The sequence below is a fragment of the Aeromonas sp. s8 genome (assembly GCF_040907785.1).
In the GTDB taxonomy this organism is placed as follows: Bacteria; Pseudomonadota; Gammaproteobacteria; order Enterobacterales; family Aeromonadaceae; genus Aeromonas; species Aeromonas veronii.
Genome location: NZ_JBFOCL010000015.1, coordinates 226,373 through 242,846, shown reverse-complemented (window position 1 = coordinate 242,846; position 16,474 = coordinate 226,373). Strand labels below are relative to the sequence as shown.

The window sequence follows — 16,474 nt, the reverse complement described above, 5'->3', positions numbered from 1 at the left end:
TCCGATTCAGCGAATGCCACCGTCAGCCGGTTGGCTGACAGCGGGTGGTTGCCAGGGGGACGCTGTGACCTGAACCCCCGGGGTCAGACGGTCGATCCCTTCGATCACCACCTGTTGCCCGGCACTGAGCCCGGACGCGATGCGGTACTGGCTATTCACCAGTTCAGCGGTATTGACCGGAACCAGCTGTGCCTGCCCCTGGCCATCCACCACCCACACGCTGGTCTGACCCGAGGTGCGAACTACCGCCTGCTGGGGCACGGTCAGGGCGTTGGCATAGCGGGCACGGGGGATGCGCGCCTGCACATAGAGGCCGGGCAACAGGCGCCGCTCAGGGTTATCCACCAGCACCCGCAGCAGCACGTCGCCGGTTCCGGCATCGACCTCGATACCGGAGAAGAGGATGTGCCCCTGCATGCCCAGCGGTGTGCCATTGCTGCCGAGGATCTCCACCGCCAGTTCCGGTGCCGTTGAGCCAGCCTGCTGGCGCAGGGATTCCAGCACCGAAGCCGGTTGGCGCACATCGACGTAGACCTGATCGATCTGCTGGATCCGGGCCATGGGAGTGGCATCGGTGGGGGACACCAGAGCCCCTTCACTCACCAGTGCCTGATCGATGCGCCCGGCGATGGGGGCCTCCACGCTGGCAAATTGCAGGTTCAGTTGGTGCCGGGCCAGAGTCGCCCTGGCCTGGGCCACATCGGCGGCCGCCTGATCCCGCTGGGAGATCGCATCATCATAGGTCTGGTGGCTGATGGCGTCGGTGCGCAGCAGCGGCCGCAGGCGCTCAATCTGGATGCGGGCGCGGGCCAGAACCGCCTCGGCCCGTTGCAGTGCGGCGGCGGCGCTGTCGACATCGGCCTTGAAGGGGGCCGGGTTTATCTGGAACAGCACTGTGCCTGCGCTGATCTCGGCGCCCTGCTCGAACAGGCGGCGCTGCACGATACCGCTGATCTGGGCGCGAATGTCGGCGCTGCGCAGTGCCGCCACCCGGGCGGGCAGATCCTCGCTGATGACGAGCTCCCGACCAGTCAATGTCAGCACCGACACCTGAGGAAGGGCGGGTGCCTCCTGCTCTTGCGGCGCGACATCGCAACCCGCCAACCCGAATGCGGCAATGACGGCGAGCAGGGCGCCCGCATACCGCTGTTTGACAAACATCATCCACTCACCTCGTTAAACCGTCTCTCCGGTGTGATGTGACCGAAGAGTGCATCGAGCGGCCATTATGGCGAGGGGCTATTGCGAATGATTCGAGGCTTTGTGGAGAATCCATGGAGGCGATGATAAAGTTCAACGCCACCTTTTTTTCGAGTCCGACTATGTCCCATCTCAATGCTTCCGCCAGCCCGGCGGGCCAGTCACTGGTACTGATTGCAGAGGATGAAGCCGAGATCGCCGACATCCTCGCCGCTTACCTGCAACGTCATGGGTTGCGCTCCCTGCACGCCGCCGATGGCCGTGAAGCGCTGGCCATGCATCAGGCATTCAAACCCGATCTCCTGCTGCTGGATGTGCAGATGCCGCAACTGGATGGCTGGCAGGTGCTCAGCGAGATCCGGGCGCGTGGCGACACGCCGGTGATCATGTTGACCGCCCTCGATCAGGATCTCGACAAGCTGATGGGGCTGCGCATGGGGGCGGATGACTATGTGGTCAAACCCTTCAATCCGGCCGAAGTGGTGGCGCGAGTGCAGGCCGTGCTCAGGCGCACCCGGGCCGTAAAGCCAGCCACGGCGAACGTGCTGCGGGTCGGTCAGTTTCAGATCGATCTGGAGAGCCACGAGGCCAGCATTTGCCGCGATGACCAGCAGCAGGTGCTGGAACTGACCCTGACCGAGTTCAAGTTGCTCGCCTCTTTGATGCGGGCGCCGAAACGGGTGTTCAGTCGCGCCGAACTGCTGACTCACTGCCTGCCGGAGGGGGATACCCAGGAGCGTACGGTGGATAGCCACATCAGCAAGTTGCGCAAAAAACTGGAGACACACGGCATTCAGGGGGTCCCCGCCAGTGTCTGGGGGGTTGGCTATCGCTTCGGGGGCGATGCATGAAATCGGCGCCCGGCCTTCGCAGGCAGATCATCCGCTCTCTGGGCTTGATGACGCTTGGTATCATCTCCCTCGCGGTGATCGGCACCTATGTGTTTTATGGCATCGCCGTGGCGTTTGTGCCGGGCAGCATCTCCGAGACCTGGGTGCCCTCCAGAGTCGAGATGATCTGGATCGGCTCCACCATTCTCATTGCATTGGGGATGGCGCTTTACGTGGCGGTGCGCCTCTCTCGCCGCATCCTGACTCCCCTCAACTCGGTGGCAACCAGCCTGCGCGAGGTGGCCGAGGGCAAACTCGATGCCCGCGTGCCGGAGGATGAGCAGGCGATCGGGGAGACGGCGCAACTGGTGCGCGACTTCAACGCCATGGCCGAGCGGCTGCAGAGCATGACCCGCGAGCGGGAGTTCTGGAATGCCGCCATTGCCCACGAGTTGCGCACTCCCGTCACCATTTTGCGCGGCCGCTTGCAGGGGCTGGCCGAAGGGGTATTTCCTCCCAGCAGCGAACTCTTCGAGGGATTGCTGCGCCAAGTGGAGGGGCTCAATCACCTGATCGAGGATTTGCGGGTATTGAGCCTCAACGACAGCGGTCATCTGGAGTTGCAGCGGGCCGAGGTCAGACTGGCCGACGAGCTTGCCGTGGTGCTTGAGGCATTTGCCAGCCCTCTGGCGGCGAGCGGATTTGTGTTGCAGCGGGAGCTCGATAGCGAACTTCATGTCTGCTGCGATCTGTTTCGCATCCGTCAGGCCCTGATGGCGCTGTTGGAAAATGCCCAGAAGCACGCGCTGCCGGGCCTGCTGACCGTGCGGCTGCATCGCTTGGAGAGTGTGTGCGTCCTGAGTGTGGAAGATGAGGGGCCTGGCATCAGCGAGGAGGTCGCCGCCTGTATCTTCGATGCGTTTCGTCGCGGAGATCCGTCACGCTCGCGCAAGAGCGGCGGTAGCGGACTCGGACTCGCCGTGGTCAAGGCGATTGCCGAGGCGCACGGCGGCAGCGCGGTTTGCCAAGCTACCGGGCAGGGAGGGAGCCGATTCGTGCTCTCCTGGCCCATCTCTGCCATGTCCGGTGGCCCTGAAATCTAGCCTAGGGGCGACAGGTTCTGATGAAGCTATACAGCTGACAGCTGCCCGCACAGGGGCGTTTGACAAGCGACTGCCATAAGGGTTTTCACCGCTTGTGCCGGGTGAGCAGGAGGGGTTGGGACATGGCTCATTTGGCGCGAAATCATGGTTTTTTGCCGCTAAAAATTGAAACCGTTTTCAGAAATCCTTTTCAACTGTGATCCGCTTCAAAGCTTTTTCGGGCGCCAACCTCTAGCATTGGCTCCACGAATTAGGGGCTAGCGCTCCCGATTTTCCCGCTGTGGGAGGTAACCGGATGATCCGGCTATTTCCTTCGTTACTTTCGACGGTCATCATGGATGGCCGTTTTTTTTTGAGTTATTTCACGGTAAAGGGTCGAGCCGCTGGCGCTTTACCGTTAAAATTCCGCTTTTGCACTTGCCCGTGAGTCTTGATGTCTGCGTCCACCCTCTCTTCGGATAGTTATGCCCTGCTCGCCACCCTGCAATTGCAGCGCGTTGCCAGTACCCGTTTGCTGCAAGAACAACTGGCGATAGGCCATGCCCTGATCGATAAACTGACTCGATTGCAGGATGCGGGGCTGGTCAGATTGCGCGGGGAGCAGCAGTGGAGCCTGACCGCCGAGGGAACGCTGGCGCTGATCCTGGGGGTGCGTGCCGGTCTCTGCCCGGCGCCGGACTGGAGCCGGGTGCCCTCATTGACCGGGCAGGATCTCACCCATGCGGTGGTGCGCGAGCTCTGCCGCGGCAAGGCGGGGGAGATCCCCACCTATTTCTCGGCCAGCGATCTGCTGACCCTGCTAGATACCCCGGACGCTCACCAGTTGCTGGCGGGCTCCAGCCCCGCCTGGCAGCAAATGTTGCTGGAGCACTTCTCGCTGCAACTCTTGCTCGATGCCCCCTATGAAGAGCGCTGGCCGCTGGCCAATGCGCTGGTGCGCTGCGCCCCCGAGGTGCAGGCCCGGGCCAACGCGTTCGAGGCGGAGTGGCGCTGGCTCTGCGGGGATGGCGAGAGCACATCGCCAACCGGCGAGGACCAGGATGCCGCCCCCGGCTGGCCAGCCCTGCAGGCGCTGGCTCAGCAGAACCAGAGCGGCCCGCTTGGCGAGCGGCTGCTCACCGCGCTGGGCCAGTGGCAGGCAACCGATGAGGGTGAGGCGGGCCAGTGGCCCCGTTCGTTCAGCGCCCTGCTCTGGCTTGGCTGGTTGCAGCATGCCGATCCCGTCATCGCCAGCGAACAGCGCAAGAAGTGGCAGCGCAGCCTGACTGGCCAGTTCCCCCTGCTTGCCGACTTGCTCAGCCAGTGGGCGGGTGATCGCCACGGTCAGGCGGTTGGCCTGTTTGATACCCTGCAGCTGCCGGTGGAGGAGCTCCACTGGGGCTATCTCTGGCTCGATCTCTGCGCGCTGGCCCGTCACGGTGCCCAAAGCCCGCAGGTGGCCATGTTGCACAAGTGGGATCTCTCTCATCTGCTCGATGCCGAGCCCCATCATCGCCTGATGGCCTTTTGTCAGGATCTGCTGCGTATCTTGTTGGGCGAGGCGGCCAAAGGGGCGCCCTTGTGCCAACTGCGCGGCAGTGAGGAGAGTGCGCAAGAGGGCAGTGACGAGCAGGATGATGACGGGGACGAGGATAAAACCGCGGCCTCTGCCAGCTGGCTCAACTGGTTGCAGGGGCTGGGACGCTCCAGTGGCGTGCGCAAGCCGCAGGAGCGGCTGGTGTGGCTGCTCCATGCCGAGGGCCCCGAGCTGGAGTGCAAGATCCAGAAGCTGAGTACCAAGGGGGAGTGGACCGCCGGTCGCCGGGTCGATCCGGCCCTGCTCTCTACCCAGTATGCCGCCATGCTCGACGAGCATGACTGGGCACTGGTTCGCACCCTGCCACGGGTGATGGGACGGCTGCCGCGGGATGTCTGGGCGCCGCTGGCCGATCACCCCCGTTTGTTCAACGCCAAGGGGCAAAAGCTGCAACTGGCCATCAGCGCCCCCCTGCTGCAGGTGGTGGCCACCGAGCAGGGGATGAGCGCGCAGCTCTGCCCCGATGCGGCCGCCCGCGGGGCCCATATCATGCCGCTGGCGCAGGATCTGTGGCAGCTCATCCTCACCCCGCTGCCGCTGCTCGACCGCTTGCCAGCGCTCGAATCCATCCCGCTGCTGCCCGCCGAGGGGCTGGCCGAGCTGCAACGCACCCTGGACGCCATTCCCGAGTTGCCTTGGCACAGTCAGGTTGCGGGGCTTAGCGGCAACGCCGAACTGGCTCCCTGGCCGGGCATTCCTTCGGTGCAACTGGATTGGCAGGATGGTCAGCTGTCGGTCAAGCTGGTGACCCGCTTTGAGGATCTGCCGCCCCAGCCCCTTGGCAAGGGGGAGGCGATCGTGCGGCAGGGGATCAAGGCTTACCACTACTGGCAGCGGGATCTCGCGGCCGAGAAGCTGCAGGCCCAGTTGCTGCGCAATCAATTGCCCATCGGCCTGCCCGGCAGCGAGTGGCTGCTGCAGGGGGAACAGGCGCTGGCGCTGGTCAATGCCCTGCCCGAGCTGGTGGATGCCGGTGTGGTCATTCACTGGCATCAGGACAGCGCTCGCCTCAAGAGCCTTGATGAAGCGGCTCTGAGCCTGCGCATCGAGCGGCGGCAGGACTGGTTCCAGGTCGAAGGGGCACTGGCCCTCGATGAGCACCAGATCCTCGATCTGCGCCTTATTCTGCGCCAGATGACCCCGGGGCAGCGCACCGTTCAGCTCGACGAGAAGACCAGCCTGATGCTGAGCGACAAGCTGGTGGAACGGCTCACCATGCTGGGGGCCATGCTCGATGAAGAGCAGCGCATCAACAACAAGCTGGCCTATCCCCTGACTCGTCTGCTCTCGGTCATTACCACCGAAGGGGATGCAGCGTGGCAATCCCTTCAGCAGGAGTGGCAGCAGGAGGTCGATTGCCCGGACGAGCTGCTTACCTCCCTGCGGGACTATCAGAAAGAGGGGGTGCGCTGGATGGCGACCCTGGCCCATCACGGTTTTGGTGCCTGTCTGGCCGATGACATGGGTCTGGGCAAGACGCTGCAGGCGCTTATCGTGCTGCGGATGCGCCAGCACCTTGGCCCTGCGCTGGTGGTGGTGCCCAAGTCTGTGGTCACCAACTGGCAGGAGGAGGTAGCTCGTTTCGCCCCCGAACTGGATGTGGTGGTGTTCGAGAATCCGGCCGAGCGGGAGGGGATTATTCGCGAGGCCAAGGCCGGTCAGGCGATCCTCATCAACTACGGCATGCTCGGCAGCCTGGCGGAGGCGCTCAAGTCCCGCCGATGGTCTTCCATGGTGCTTGATGAGGCCCAGCAGATCAAAAACGCCGGTACCCAGCGCGCCAAGCTGCTGTTCCAGCTCGACGGCGATTTTCGCCTCGCCCTCTCCGGCACCCCCATCGAGAACCATCTGGGGGAGCTGTGGAGCCTCTTCACCTTTATCAACCCGGGGCTACTCGGCAGCCTTGGCGAGTTCAAGCGTCGCTTTGGCAAGGCGGTCAAGGATCCCCAGCACATGGCGCTGCTGCGGGCGGTGATCAGCCCCTTTATCCTGCGCCGTCTCAAGCAGCAGGTGCTGACCGAGCTGCCGGACAAGACCGAGATCATCCACCACATCAGCCTCTCCCCCGAGGAGCGCCAGCTCTACGAGGCGACCCGGCGGGAAGTGGTGCAGCAGGTGCAGAGCGCCGATGGGCGCGCCCTGATGCATGTGCTGAGTGGCCTGACCCGGCTGCGCCGTCTCTGCTGCTCACCGGAGCTGGTGATGCCCGAGTGGTCGCAGACCAGCAGCAAGCTGGACGAGGCGATGGCCCTGCTGGAAGAGGCGATCGACGGCGGTCATCGGGTGCTGGTGTTCAGCCAGTTCGTCGATCTGTTGAGCCTGCTGCGTGCCCGCATCGAGCAGAAATCCTGGGATTACTGCTATCTTGATGGGGGCTGCTCTGCCAAGTCCCGTCAGGACTCCATCCTGCGTTTTCGTCATGAGGCTGTGCCGCTGTTCCTCATCAGCCTCAAGGCAGGGGGGACCGGCCTCAACCTCACCCAGGCCGATACCGTGCTGCACCTCGATCCCTGGTGGAACCCGGCGGTGGAAGATCAGGCGAGCGATCGGGCCCACCGCATGGGCCAGACCCAGCCGGTGACCGTGTACCGGCTGGTGTGCGAGCAGACGGTGGAGGAGAAGATCGTCGCTCTGCACGACGAGAAGCGGGCGCTGGCCGATGGGTTGCTGAGCGGCCAGTCCGAGGTGCGCGGGCTGGATGTGGAGAGCCTGCGGGCCCTGCTGATGGGCTGATTGGCGAAGCCACCTTTCATACCGCCTATCGATACAGAAAAGGGGAGAGCATCCAGAGATGTTCTCCCCTTTCTCGTTTGGGACGCAGATGCGGGATACTCGCTTATCGCGGCAAGGCGGCCCAGCTATCCCTGATCCAGTCACCCCTGATAGAGATAGAGGTGCAGCCGCTCGATGATGGGCTCGCCGCCAATCTTGCGATCTCGCCGCGCCTGCCGGCTCTTGGGGGGATAGTTGCCCAGATGGGTGACCGCGGGCGGGGTATCCGAGCAGAGCAGCAGAGGCAGGCTCGCCTTGATCTGCTGCTTGCGCGGGGTGCGCTCCAGCCAGAGCAGATTGATCATCGGATGGGTCTTGACCGGGCGGCGGATCCGCAGCTCGGCATCGGCAGGTAGGCGGCGAATGTCGTACACCTCCTGATCCACCATTTTGCTCCACTCCTCGTTGTTGGAGAGGGCCGGTATGTAGCGGCGGCTGCGCTCCAGCATCTCAAGCACCTGCTCGCGACTGAGGCGATTGATGGTCTGCTTGTCAGCCCAGGTAAAGCCGAGGGATTGCAGCTCCCCCGCCAACAGGGTCAGCTTGCGGTAGACCTGCAGGGTGATCACGCCGGGCAGGGCGGTATGTACCAGCTCGAACTTCTCGTCCCGTCCCCCCGCTTGCTGCACCAGCGCCTTGAAATCGAGCTTGTGCTGGTTGATTTGGCCGATCAGCGGTTGCAGCAAGGGGGATGCGGCGGCAGGAAAGCGCAACCAGCCGGGCAGCCGATGAGTTGCCTTGGTGGAGCAGCCGGGGCGGGCGCTGTGGTCCCGATAGGCGGCGAGGGTGGCCGCCAGCGCGGCTTCACCGTTGAGATAGCCCACCTCAATTTGCTCGATCGGGTCGTGCTCTTCCCCCTGTGCAACCGGGGGCAGGGGATAAACATGGGCCTCCTGCAGATCGAGTTGGCCAAGCAGATCGGCCAGCTGGTTGAGAGCGCCTTCAATGGCGGCCATCTGTTGACGCAGGGCGGCGGTCGGGGTAAAGGTATCCATCGATGATCCTGTGGTTTCATCCGCCGCTGACGGCATAAATGATGGCATCAGGGCAGGGGAATAAACTACTGTATAAATAACCATACCAGTATGCCGGTTGCGCGCCAAGAGGGGCGTTTGTGGGTCGTCATCGAGGGAGGAAAGGTAAGTTTTTTTATGTTTCATTGTGTTAATTTAAGATCGCAAAGAGATCACTGAATTAACAATCGAATGTAATGACGGGGTTGCCACCCATGGCACGTCCATTGGCGAGTGCATAGGCAATGCGGTAAATTGCATATGTAAGGTGGTGCCATGCAGCACAATATGCTGCGGGCCGTTGATGGTCGAATAGTGAATTAATTATTCTTTATAAATCAAAGAATTAAAATTGTATCAGTCAGTTTTTTACTATTAGTTTTCCTAATGTAACGTATCAAAATTCGTCAATTGAGTCGGCCCTGCTCCCTGACTAAGCTCTGCGCATCAAATAAAGCCCAGTGCGTAAACAAATATTCAGAGGAGCCACATCATGGCCAACATGACTTATACCGAAACCGGTTACCAGCATTCCAGCCAATTGAATCTGGTTGCTCGCGTTAAAATGACCGTTCTGACCTGGCTGGAGCGCAGCCGCAGCCGTCGCCAGCTCTCCGAGCTGCCCGAGTACCTGCTCAAAGATATCGGCCTGAACGAAGCTGACCGTTATCAAGAGACCACCAAGCCGTTCTGGCGTGGTTGATCTGCCGGGCATGGATGCCTTGTTTTTCTGCTGAGTCGTTTGCTGTTCTGCCCCGTGGCGCCCGGCCGCCAAGTCTGTCATTGTCTGTTTTATATCCCCCGTTTTCCCCCTGTTATTTGTTGATCCTTTTTCCTCTCCTCTTTATTCCACATCGCTACTGCCATTGCTGTCGTCGTTCGATTGTTATCACACTTGTATCGTTAATGTTTGAATTTGTTTAAAAAACGATTTTAAGCCGCGATGCCTTGCGTATAATCCGGCCATAGTGTTCCAGCGCAAGAGGGTGAGACGGATGATTCCCCAGCACGATTTTTTGGCCATGACCCGCAGCCATGAGTGGCAGCTCGATCCCTTTGAATTTGCCCTGCCCGATGGTGCGCGGGTCAGCGTCTGGGATACCGGCGTGCTCTGTCTGGAGCCTGCCAGTGGCGCGGGCGGCCAGCCGGGAGGGCGCAAGGATATCGTCCTCTCCTGCGGTATTCACGGCAACGAGACCGCTCCCATTGAGATCTGCAACCAGCTGCTGAGCCGTCTGCTCTCTGGCGAGCTGAGCGCCCGCCATCGGGTGCTGTTCCTGTTTGGCAATCCGGCGGCGATGAATCTGGGGCTGCGGGAGGTGGAGGAGAACATGAACCGGCTCTTCTCCGGAGCACACAGCAAGGGGGAGGGGCTGTGCAATCGGGAGCGGATCCGCGCCATGCGCCTTGAGCAGTATGTGAGCCGCTTCTTTGCCAATCCGGCTCGTCCCCGTTACCACTACGATCTGCACACCGCCATTCGCGGTTCGCGCCACGAGAAGTTCGCCGTCTACCCCTTCCCCCACGAGCGGCCCCACTGCCGCGAGCAGGTGCAGTTCCTCGGTGCCTGCGGGGTGCGCACCATACTGCTTTCTGCCAGCCCGACCACTACCTTCAGCTACTACAGCTCCCGCCAGCATGGTGCCCACGCCTTTACGGTGGAGTTGGGCAAGGTACGGCCATTTGGTGAGAACGATATGACCCGCTTTATCGAAACCCGTCAGGCGCTGCAGGAGTTGGTCACTCAGGATGAGGTGGCGCTGGAGCCGTGGCGGGCGGACGATTTCACCCTGTTTGCCATCGATCGGGTGATCACCAAAAAATCGGCGGACTTTCGCTTCCTGTTCGCCAGCGATGTGGACAACTTCACCGAATTCCCCCAAGGGTTCGTGCTGGCCGAGGATGGTGAGCTGCGTTACACAGTCGAGAAGCCGCGTGAGGCGGTGGTCTTCCCCAATGCCAATGTGGCGATCGGTCAGCGCACCGTGCTGATGGTGGTGCCGACAAGGCTCTGGGAATAGCGGTGATAGTTTTGCCTGCAGAGCGGTGACGCATCCGCAGGTGGCGCCAAGCCATTGTTTTAGTCGGCGGCTCAGACACAGCAGCGGTTAGCCGCAGTAATAAAAAACGGGGCCAGTCAGATGACTGGCCCCGTTTTTTATCGGGTTCAAGCGGTGAGGCTTAGCTGTTGTTCTTCACAAACAGGGTCAGCTCCTGACCGGGCTTGAGGTAATCCCCTTTATCCAGCTGGTTCCAGCGCATCACATCATTGATGGCCACCTGGAAGCGAGCCGCGATGGAGGAGATGGAGTCGCCACGGCGAACCTGATACACCATCGATTTGTCACTCTTCTTCCCTTGCTTGGGATAGACCACCAGCTTCATGCCTGGCTTGAGCGCCGACTTGGCATTCAGACCATTCCACTTGGCGAGCTCTTCGTGGGAGACGCCGTGTGCCTGGCTGATGCTCCACAGGTTGTCACCCGAGCGCACCTTGTAACTGACTTTGGCCTTCTGGCTGCTGCCACGGCTTGCCAGCTGTTGCGGTTTGCTGGCGGAGCTGGCCTTGCTGCTGACCTGACCGTGGGTCGGGATCACCAGTTGCTGACCGCGACGCAGGTTGTTGCTGCGCAGATTGTTGGCCAGCTTCAGCTCGTTCACGCTGACGCCATGATTCTGGGCAATGCGCGACAGGGTATCGCCACTGGTGACCTGATAGGAGCGGGTACGAATACGCTCGCTCTTGGGCAGATCGGCCAGTGCCAGCTCCAGGGTATCGGCATACTCTACCGGTACCAGCAGGCGGTAAGGGCCACGGGGCGACATCACGCCACGGCTCAGGGCCGGATTGACCTCCTTGAGCTGTGACGTGCGCAGACCGGCCAGTTGGGCGGCCACATTCAGATCGATCTGGCTGCCGGTCTCCACCACTCGCAGCTTCGGCTCGTTGGCGAGCACCGGCAACTTGATATTGTATTTGTCAGCATTGCTGATCATGTCAGCCATGGCGAGGATCTTGGGCACATACATCCGGGTTTCCCGGGGCAGATCGAGCGACCAGTAGTCGGTCGGTTTGCCTGCGCGCTGGTTACGCTGGATGGCGTTGCGCACCCGTCCTTCACCGGCATTGTAGGCGGCCAGCGTTTGCAGCCAGTCACCGTCAAAGAAGCGGTTCAGGTATTCCAGATAGTCGAGCGCCGCATTGGTGGAGGCCAGCACATCGCGCCGTCCGTCATACCAGTTGTCGTGGCGCAGACCGAAGTTTCTGCCTGTCGCTGGCACAAACTGCCACAGACCGACGGCATTGCTGCGGGATCGGGCATGGGGATCAAACATGCTCTCGATCATCGGGACAGTAATAAGCTCCATTGGCAGCTCACGCCGTTCAATCTCCTCTACCATCAGATAGAGGTAGGGTTCAGCCCGGCTGGCAATGGTCGCCAGATGCTTATCATTGCGCAACAGCCACTCACGTTGCTGGCGGATGCGCGGGTTGTCCGGAGTTTCCAGTTGCATATCATCGCTGATACGCACCCACAGATTGTCCGTATCTTCCATTTCGTCCAGCTGTTCATCGCCAAACAGGAAATGGGAAGAGTGTTTTTTATGCGCTTTTTTCTTGACCTGGGGGGACTTGATCGGCTCGATTGCCGTTAGCGCCCGGTCATCCTGATGGCTCAGGTTTTGGCAGCCGCTGAGCAACAGCGCTGCCAATAAGGCCGTTCGTACCTTCATCTCGTTCCGGTCATTTTTAGGAAAAACAGCTCGCATCATAAGGGGCAATGGCCCCCTGATCAAGGTTTGTTCAAAAAACGTCCTTCCACTGACGCAGGATGGTGAAGGTATCTACCGGATTTTCCACGCATTTTAGTCCATGTTTTTCAGCAGAAAATTTCACTGAATCCTGTTCGCAGCGCAGAAAAATGTTGAAAGTGCGTTCGTCACCCAGCCGGGTTGGCAGGCTTGGCAGTCCTTGTTGCCGCAGTTTGCTGATCAGCCCGATCTGGCGGCGGATCGCCGGGTTGTCCGGCTCGACCGCATAGGCAAAACGCAGGTTGGAGAGGGTGTACTCGTGGGCACAATAAATGAGTGTCTCATCAGGCAGGGCGGCAAGTCGTTGCAGCGAGTGGTACATCTGCTCCGGCGTCCCTTCAAACAGGCGGCCACAACCGGCCGAGAAGAGGGTATCGCCACAAAACAGCATGCCGTTACCGTGGTAGGCGATGTGGCCGCGAGTGTGCCCAGGCACATGGATCACCTCGAGGGCGAGGCCGTGCCAGTTGATCTGATCGCCATCTTCCAGCCACTGACCGTGGTGATCCGGCATCGGGTCAAGTTTGGGGCCATAGAGCCGGGCGTGGGGGAAGTGGGCAAGCAGGTCGGTGACGCCCCCGACATGGTCGTGATGGTGATGGGTCAGCAGGATGGCATCGAGCACCAGCCCCAATGCCTCGAGCCGCTCCAGCACGGGTGCCGCATCGCCCGGATCGACCACCAGACAGTGATTTTCGTGGCGGATCAACCAGATGTAGTTGTCATTAAAGGCTGGAACTGTGATCACTGGATACATGAGTCTGCTTCTCTTTAGGGAGGGTATCTTATATAACAGGATGGCGTTCGAAACCCCGAGTTGAGCCCTATTATGCAGGTGGCACGTACCGAACAACAAATCGAGATCCCGACCAGCTGGTCTGCATTGCCTATGGGGGACTGGGTGGCGGCCGAGATCCAGGATCGGCTCGACAACTGGTGCCCCAATCTGTTTGGGTATCATCTGCTGAAAATTGGCGCCCTGAGCGCTGAACTCTCCTGCAAACGCTCCTCCATTCGTCACCAGATCGGGGTCGCCCCCGGCGGGCGGCTGCTCGACATGTATGGCGATCCTCTCGATCTGCCGGTGCGGACCGGCAGCGTCGATGCCTGCCTGCTGGCCCACTGCCTCGATTTCTCTGCCGATCCTCATCAGGTGTTGCGCGAAGCCGAAAGGGTGCTGACCGACGATGGCTGGCTGATCATCAGTGGTTATAACCCCATGAGTCTGGTCGGGATCGGTCACTGTGTGCCGTTCTTGCGGCGCAGAATGCCCTGGTCGGCACGGATGTTCACCCCAGGGCGGGTGACGGACTGGTTGCATCTGCTGGGATGCGAGGTGATGTTCGACGAGCGTTTCGGTTACTCGTTTATGGGGAAACAGAGCTGGCACAGTTGGTGGCGGGAGAGTATCGGGCGGGATTATTGCAGGGCATTTGCATCGGTATACGTGATTGCGGCCCGTAAACGGCGCTTTCCACTGATCCCGGTGCGGCGGCGCTGGCAACTGCCAAAGTCCCTCGCTACACCGGGAATGGCCCGTCAGGGCTGGTAGCCGGTATCCTCGGCCAGATCCTTGCCGCAGGCGGCCTCTCTGGCCAGCTCGTCGCACCGTTCGTTCTCCGGGTGGCCGGAGTGACCCTTCACCCAGAGCCACTCAATCTGGTGGCGACCCACTTCCGCATCCAGCTCCTTCCAGAGATCGACGTTTTTGACCGGTTGCCGGTTGGCGGTCATCCACCCTTTCTTCTTCCAGCCGATGATCCACTGGGTGATCCCCTGGCGGACATACTGGCTGTCGGTAGTGAGGCGCACCTTGCACGGTTCGTTGAGGGTACGCAGCCCCATGATGGCGGCCATCAGCTCCATCCGGTTATTGGTGGTCAACTTGAATCCGGCGGAAATCTCTTTGCGGTGCTTGCCGTAGACCATCACGGCCCCGTAACCACCCGGGCCCGGATTGCCGAGGCAGGAGCCGTCGGTATAGACATCAATCTGTTTTAACATGAGCAATCAATCTGTTTTAACATGAGGCTTGGGGTAAACTAGCGAGTAAGTAAAGCCGAAGTTTGACATAGATTGGATCATGAACACACCCCAACTGAATCGCCAGATCATTCTGGATACTGAAACCACAGGTATGAATACGGCGGGCGGCCCTGTCTATCTGGGGCACCGCATTATCGAAATCGGCTGTGTGGAGGTGATCAACCGCAAGCTGACCGGTAACCACTATCACGTCTATATCAAGCCTGATCGTCTGGTCGACCCGGAAGCGATCCAGGTGCACGGTATTACCGACGAGTTCCTGCGTGACAAACCGTCGTTCAGCCAGATTGCCGACGAATTCCTCGACTTCATCCGCGGCGCCGAATTGATCGCTCACAACGCACCGTTTGACGTGAGCTTCATGGACTACGAGTTCAGCAAGCTCGGACTCAACTTCAAGACTGCGGATATCTGCACCATCACAGATACCCTGGCGATGGCGCGGGATCTCTTCCCCGGCAAGCGCAACAACCTGGATGTGCTGTGCGATCGTTACGGTATCGACAACTCCCACCGTACCCTGCACGGGGCTCTGCTCGATGCGGAGATCCTGGCGGACGTCTACCTGCTGATGACCGGCGGCCAGACCAAACTCAATCTGGCCACCGAAAGCAACGAAAACGAAAGCAATCAGGACACCAGTATTCGCCGGTTAGAGAGCAACCGACCCGCCCTCAAGGTGGTGCGTGCCAGCGCCGAGGTTCAGGCCCTGCACGAGGCGAGACTGGATCTGGTAAATAAGAAAGGAGGAAGTTGTCTGTGGCGGCAATGAGCAAGTGGTGTGCCGGTCTGCTGTTGTTGCTCTCGCTAGGGGCGACGGCGACCGAGGTATTTGCCCCTTCCGATATTCCGCTGCTGGATAACCGCTTTCGCATCGATTACGGCGTGAAGGAGATCACCTTCATCATCAAGCGCAAGCCGGGCACCCCATCCGTGATCCTGGTTCGCCCCGATGGCAGCAAGCTTTACGTGGGCAAGGTCAAACCTGCCGATGTGGGTTGGCTGGCGCTGCCGGAGCATGATCTCATTACCCTGCGCAATCCCATGCCGGGCCCCTGGCAGGCGATTGGCGAGGTGGATCCCGACAACCGGGTGCGCATTCTCTCCGATATCCGGCTCGATATCGCCGCCCTGCCGATGCAGCTCTATCAGGGGGAGGTGGTCAAGCTCAAGGCGTGGTTGCTGATCAATGGTCAGCCACCGAAAGATAAATACTATCTCTCTGATCTTGGCATGACCGTCAAGCTGCAATCGTTCAGCGATGCCGATAAGAAAGAGGTCGTGCTGGATCAAGTACTTGGCCACTATCGCGATGATGGCAAGGGGCTCGACGAAGTGCCGGGCGATGGCATCATGACGGCGGAAGTGACGCTGCAGGATATTCCCGGTGGCAAGTACCGCGCCATGTTCAGCACGGGCAATCAGGTGTTTGTCCGTGCCCGTTATCAGGATGTGCTGCTTTACCCCTATCCGTTCAGTTATAACCTGGCACCGCCTTCGGATGAGCTGGGTGCCAAGCTCTCACTGCTAATCGACCGTGATGAGCTGGATCCCGCCTCCGTTGTGGTCAAGGGGAGTGTGACCAGCAATGTGGGCGGCCTCTACGAGTTCAGCGAGACCGCCAGCGACCCCAAGCTTGATATCGATCTTTCCAACATCAAGGAGGTCGGTCAGCATGAGGTGAAAGCAACCCTCTATGGCACCACTCGTCTCGGCCGTGAGCTGAAAATCGAGTTGCCGGTGAAAACCTTCAATGTCTTCCCGCCACCGCCGCCTCCTGTAGAGGTGGTGTCGGCCGCCGCACCGGCCTCCAGTGCCGAGGCGACCCATGAAGCCCCGGCAGAGGAGGAAATGGGCTGGCTGGTCTGGGCATTGGCGGGTGGTGGTGTGCTGCTGGCGGTATTGGGTGGGGTCGGGTTTGTGGTGATACAAAAACGGCGTGCCCTGAAGCGTGCTCTGGCCGCTGCGCAGGCCGAGAATCAGCAAGCCGGACAACCTGCCGCCAAGCTGGATCTCAATCTGCCAGAGCAGTAACCCTCGAACTGAAGTGGCGTGATGCCAGAGATAAAAAACCGCCCTGATAAGCAGGGCGGTTTTTTTTAGTTCATAAACAGAACAAGC

The 16,474-nt window shown here is 60.6% G+C and carries 13 protein-coding genes; 8 read left to right on the top strand and 5 right to left on the bottom strand.

Annotated features, from left to right (window positions below; genetic code table 11):
- Nucleotides 1-6: 6 nt before the first annotated feature.
- Nucleotides 7-1,164, bottom strand: coding sequence for an efflux RND transporter periplasmic adaptor subunit (locus AB5Y86_RS05010; protein ID WP_368192296.1), 1,158 nt, complete (start codon nt 1,162-1,164; stop codon nt 7-9).
- Nucleotides 1,165-1,322: 158 nt separating this feature from the next.
- Here AB5Y86_RS05010 and AB5Y86_RS05005 point away from each other — a divergent pair, with 158 nt between their 5' ends.
- The 3 genes from AB5Y86_RS05005 to AB5Y86_RS04995 all read left to right on the top strand — a co-directional run bounded on the left by AB5Y86_RS05005 (nt 1,323) and on the right by AB5Y86_RS04995 (nt 7,442).
- Nucleotides 1,323-2,051: a response regulator gene (locus tag AB5Y86_RS05005; protein ID WP_368192341.1), complete on the top strand. Its 729-nt coding sequence runs from the start codon at nt 1,323-1,325 to the stop codon at nt 2,049-2,051.
- Nucleotides 2,048-3,133: an ATP-binding protein gene (locus AB5Y86_RS05000; RefSeq protein ID WP_368192295.1), complete on the top strand. Its 1,086-nt coding sequence runs from the start codon at nt 2,048-2,050 to the stop codon at nt 3,131-3,133. Before AB5Y86_RS05005 ends, AB5Y86_RS05000 begins: the two co-directional genes overlap by 4 nt.
- Nucleotides 3,134-3,566: 433 nt before the next feature.
- Nucleotides 3,567-7,442, top strand: coding sequence for an SNF2-related protein (locus tag AB5Y86_RS04995; protein ID WP_368192294.1), 3,876 nt, complete (start codon nt 3,567-3,569; stop codon nt 7,440-7,442).
- A 140-nt stretch (nt 7,443-7,582) separates the two neighbouring features.
- Here the strand turns inward: AB5Y86_RS04995 and AB5Y86_RS04990 are convergent, their stop codons facing one another.
- Entirely contained in the window at nt 7,583-8,476 is an 894-nt protein-coding gene (locus AB5Y86_RS04990) for a DNA replication terminus site-binding protein (protein WP_368192293.1), read from the bottom strand.
- 511 nt (nt 8,477-8,987) lie between these two features.
- Here AB5Y86_RS04990 and AB5Y86_RS04985 point away from each other — a divergent pair.
- Together AB5Y86_RS04985 and astE are read left to right on the top strand one after the other, a co-directional pair.
- On the top strand, nt 8,988-9,197 hold the full coding sequence (locus AB5Y86_RS04985) for a DUF1127 domain-containing protein (RefSeq protein WP_005337823.1): 210 nt from the start codon (nt 8,988-8,990) through the stop codon (nt 9,195-9,197).
- A 292-nt stretch (nt 9,198-9,489) separates the two neighbouring features.
- A complete protein-coding gene (gene astE, locus AB5Y86_RS04980; RefSeq protein ID WP_368192292.1) occupies nt 9,490-10,515 on the top strand; it encodes a succinylglutamate desuccinylase in 1,026 nt (341 codons plus the stop codon).
- A gap of 160 nt (nt 10,516-10,675) precedes the next feature.
- Here the strand turns inward: astE and AB5Y86_RS04975 are convergent, their stop codons facing one another.
- The gene (locus tag AB5Y86_RS04975) at nt 10,676-12,229 is read right to left on the bottom strand and encodes a LysM peptidoglycan-binding domain-containing protein (RefSeq protein WP_144715138.1); all 1,554 of its coding nucleotides are present in this window, start codon (nt 12,227-12,229) and stop codon (nt 10,676-10,678) included.
- Nucleotides 12,230-12,299: 70 nt separating this feature from the next.
- Nucleotides 12,300-13,064, bottom strand: coding sequence for a hydroxyacylglutathione hydrolase (gene gloB / locus AB5Y86_RS04970; protein WP_005337817.1), 765 nt, complete (start codon nt 13,062-13,064; stop codon nt 12,300-12,302).
- A gap of 72 nt (nt 13,065-13,136) precedes the next feature.
- On the opposite strand from gloB, the gene AB5Y86_RS04965 reads away from it, so the two are divergent.
- Nucleotides 13,137-13,859 carry a methyltransferase domain-containing protein gene (locus AB5Y86_RS04965; protein WP_005361718.1) on the top strand — a complete coding sequence of 241 codons (723 nt, stop codon included), beginning with the start codon at nt 13,137-13,139 and terminating at the stop codon, nt 13,857-13,859.
- Here the strand turns inward: AB5Y86_RS04965 and rnhA are convergent.
- Nucleotides 13,847-14,311, bottom strand: a complete 465-nt coding sequence (gene rnhA / locus AB5Y86_RS04960) for a ribonuclease HI (protein ID WP_005353268.1) — start codon at nt 14,309-14,311, stop codon at nt 13,847-13,849. The genes AB5Y86_RS04965 and rnhA overlap by 13 nt on opposite strands.
- Nucleotides 14,312-14,390: 79 nt before the next feature.
- Between rnhA and dnaQ the strand changes: the two genes are divergently transcribed.
- Entirely contained in the window at nt 14,391-15,125 is a 735-nt protein-coding gene (gene dnaQ, locus AB5Y86_RS04955) for a DNA polymerase III subunit epsilon (RefSeq protein ID WP_368192291.1), read from the top strand.
- Nucleotides 15,122-16,387, top strand: coding sequence for a TIGR03503 family protein (locus AB5Y86_RS04950; protein WP_368192340.1), 1,266 nt, complete (start codon nt 15,122-15,124; stop codon nt 16,385-16,387). The genes dnaQ and AB5Y86_RS04950 overlap by 4 nt, the downstream gene beginning before the upstream one ends.
- Nucleotides 16,388-16,474 lie beyond the last annotated feature (87 nt).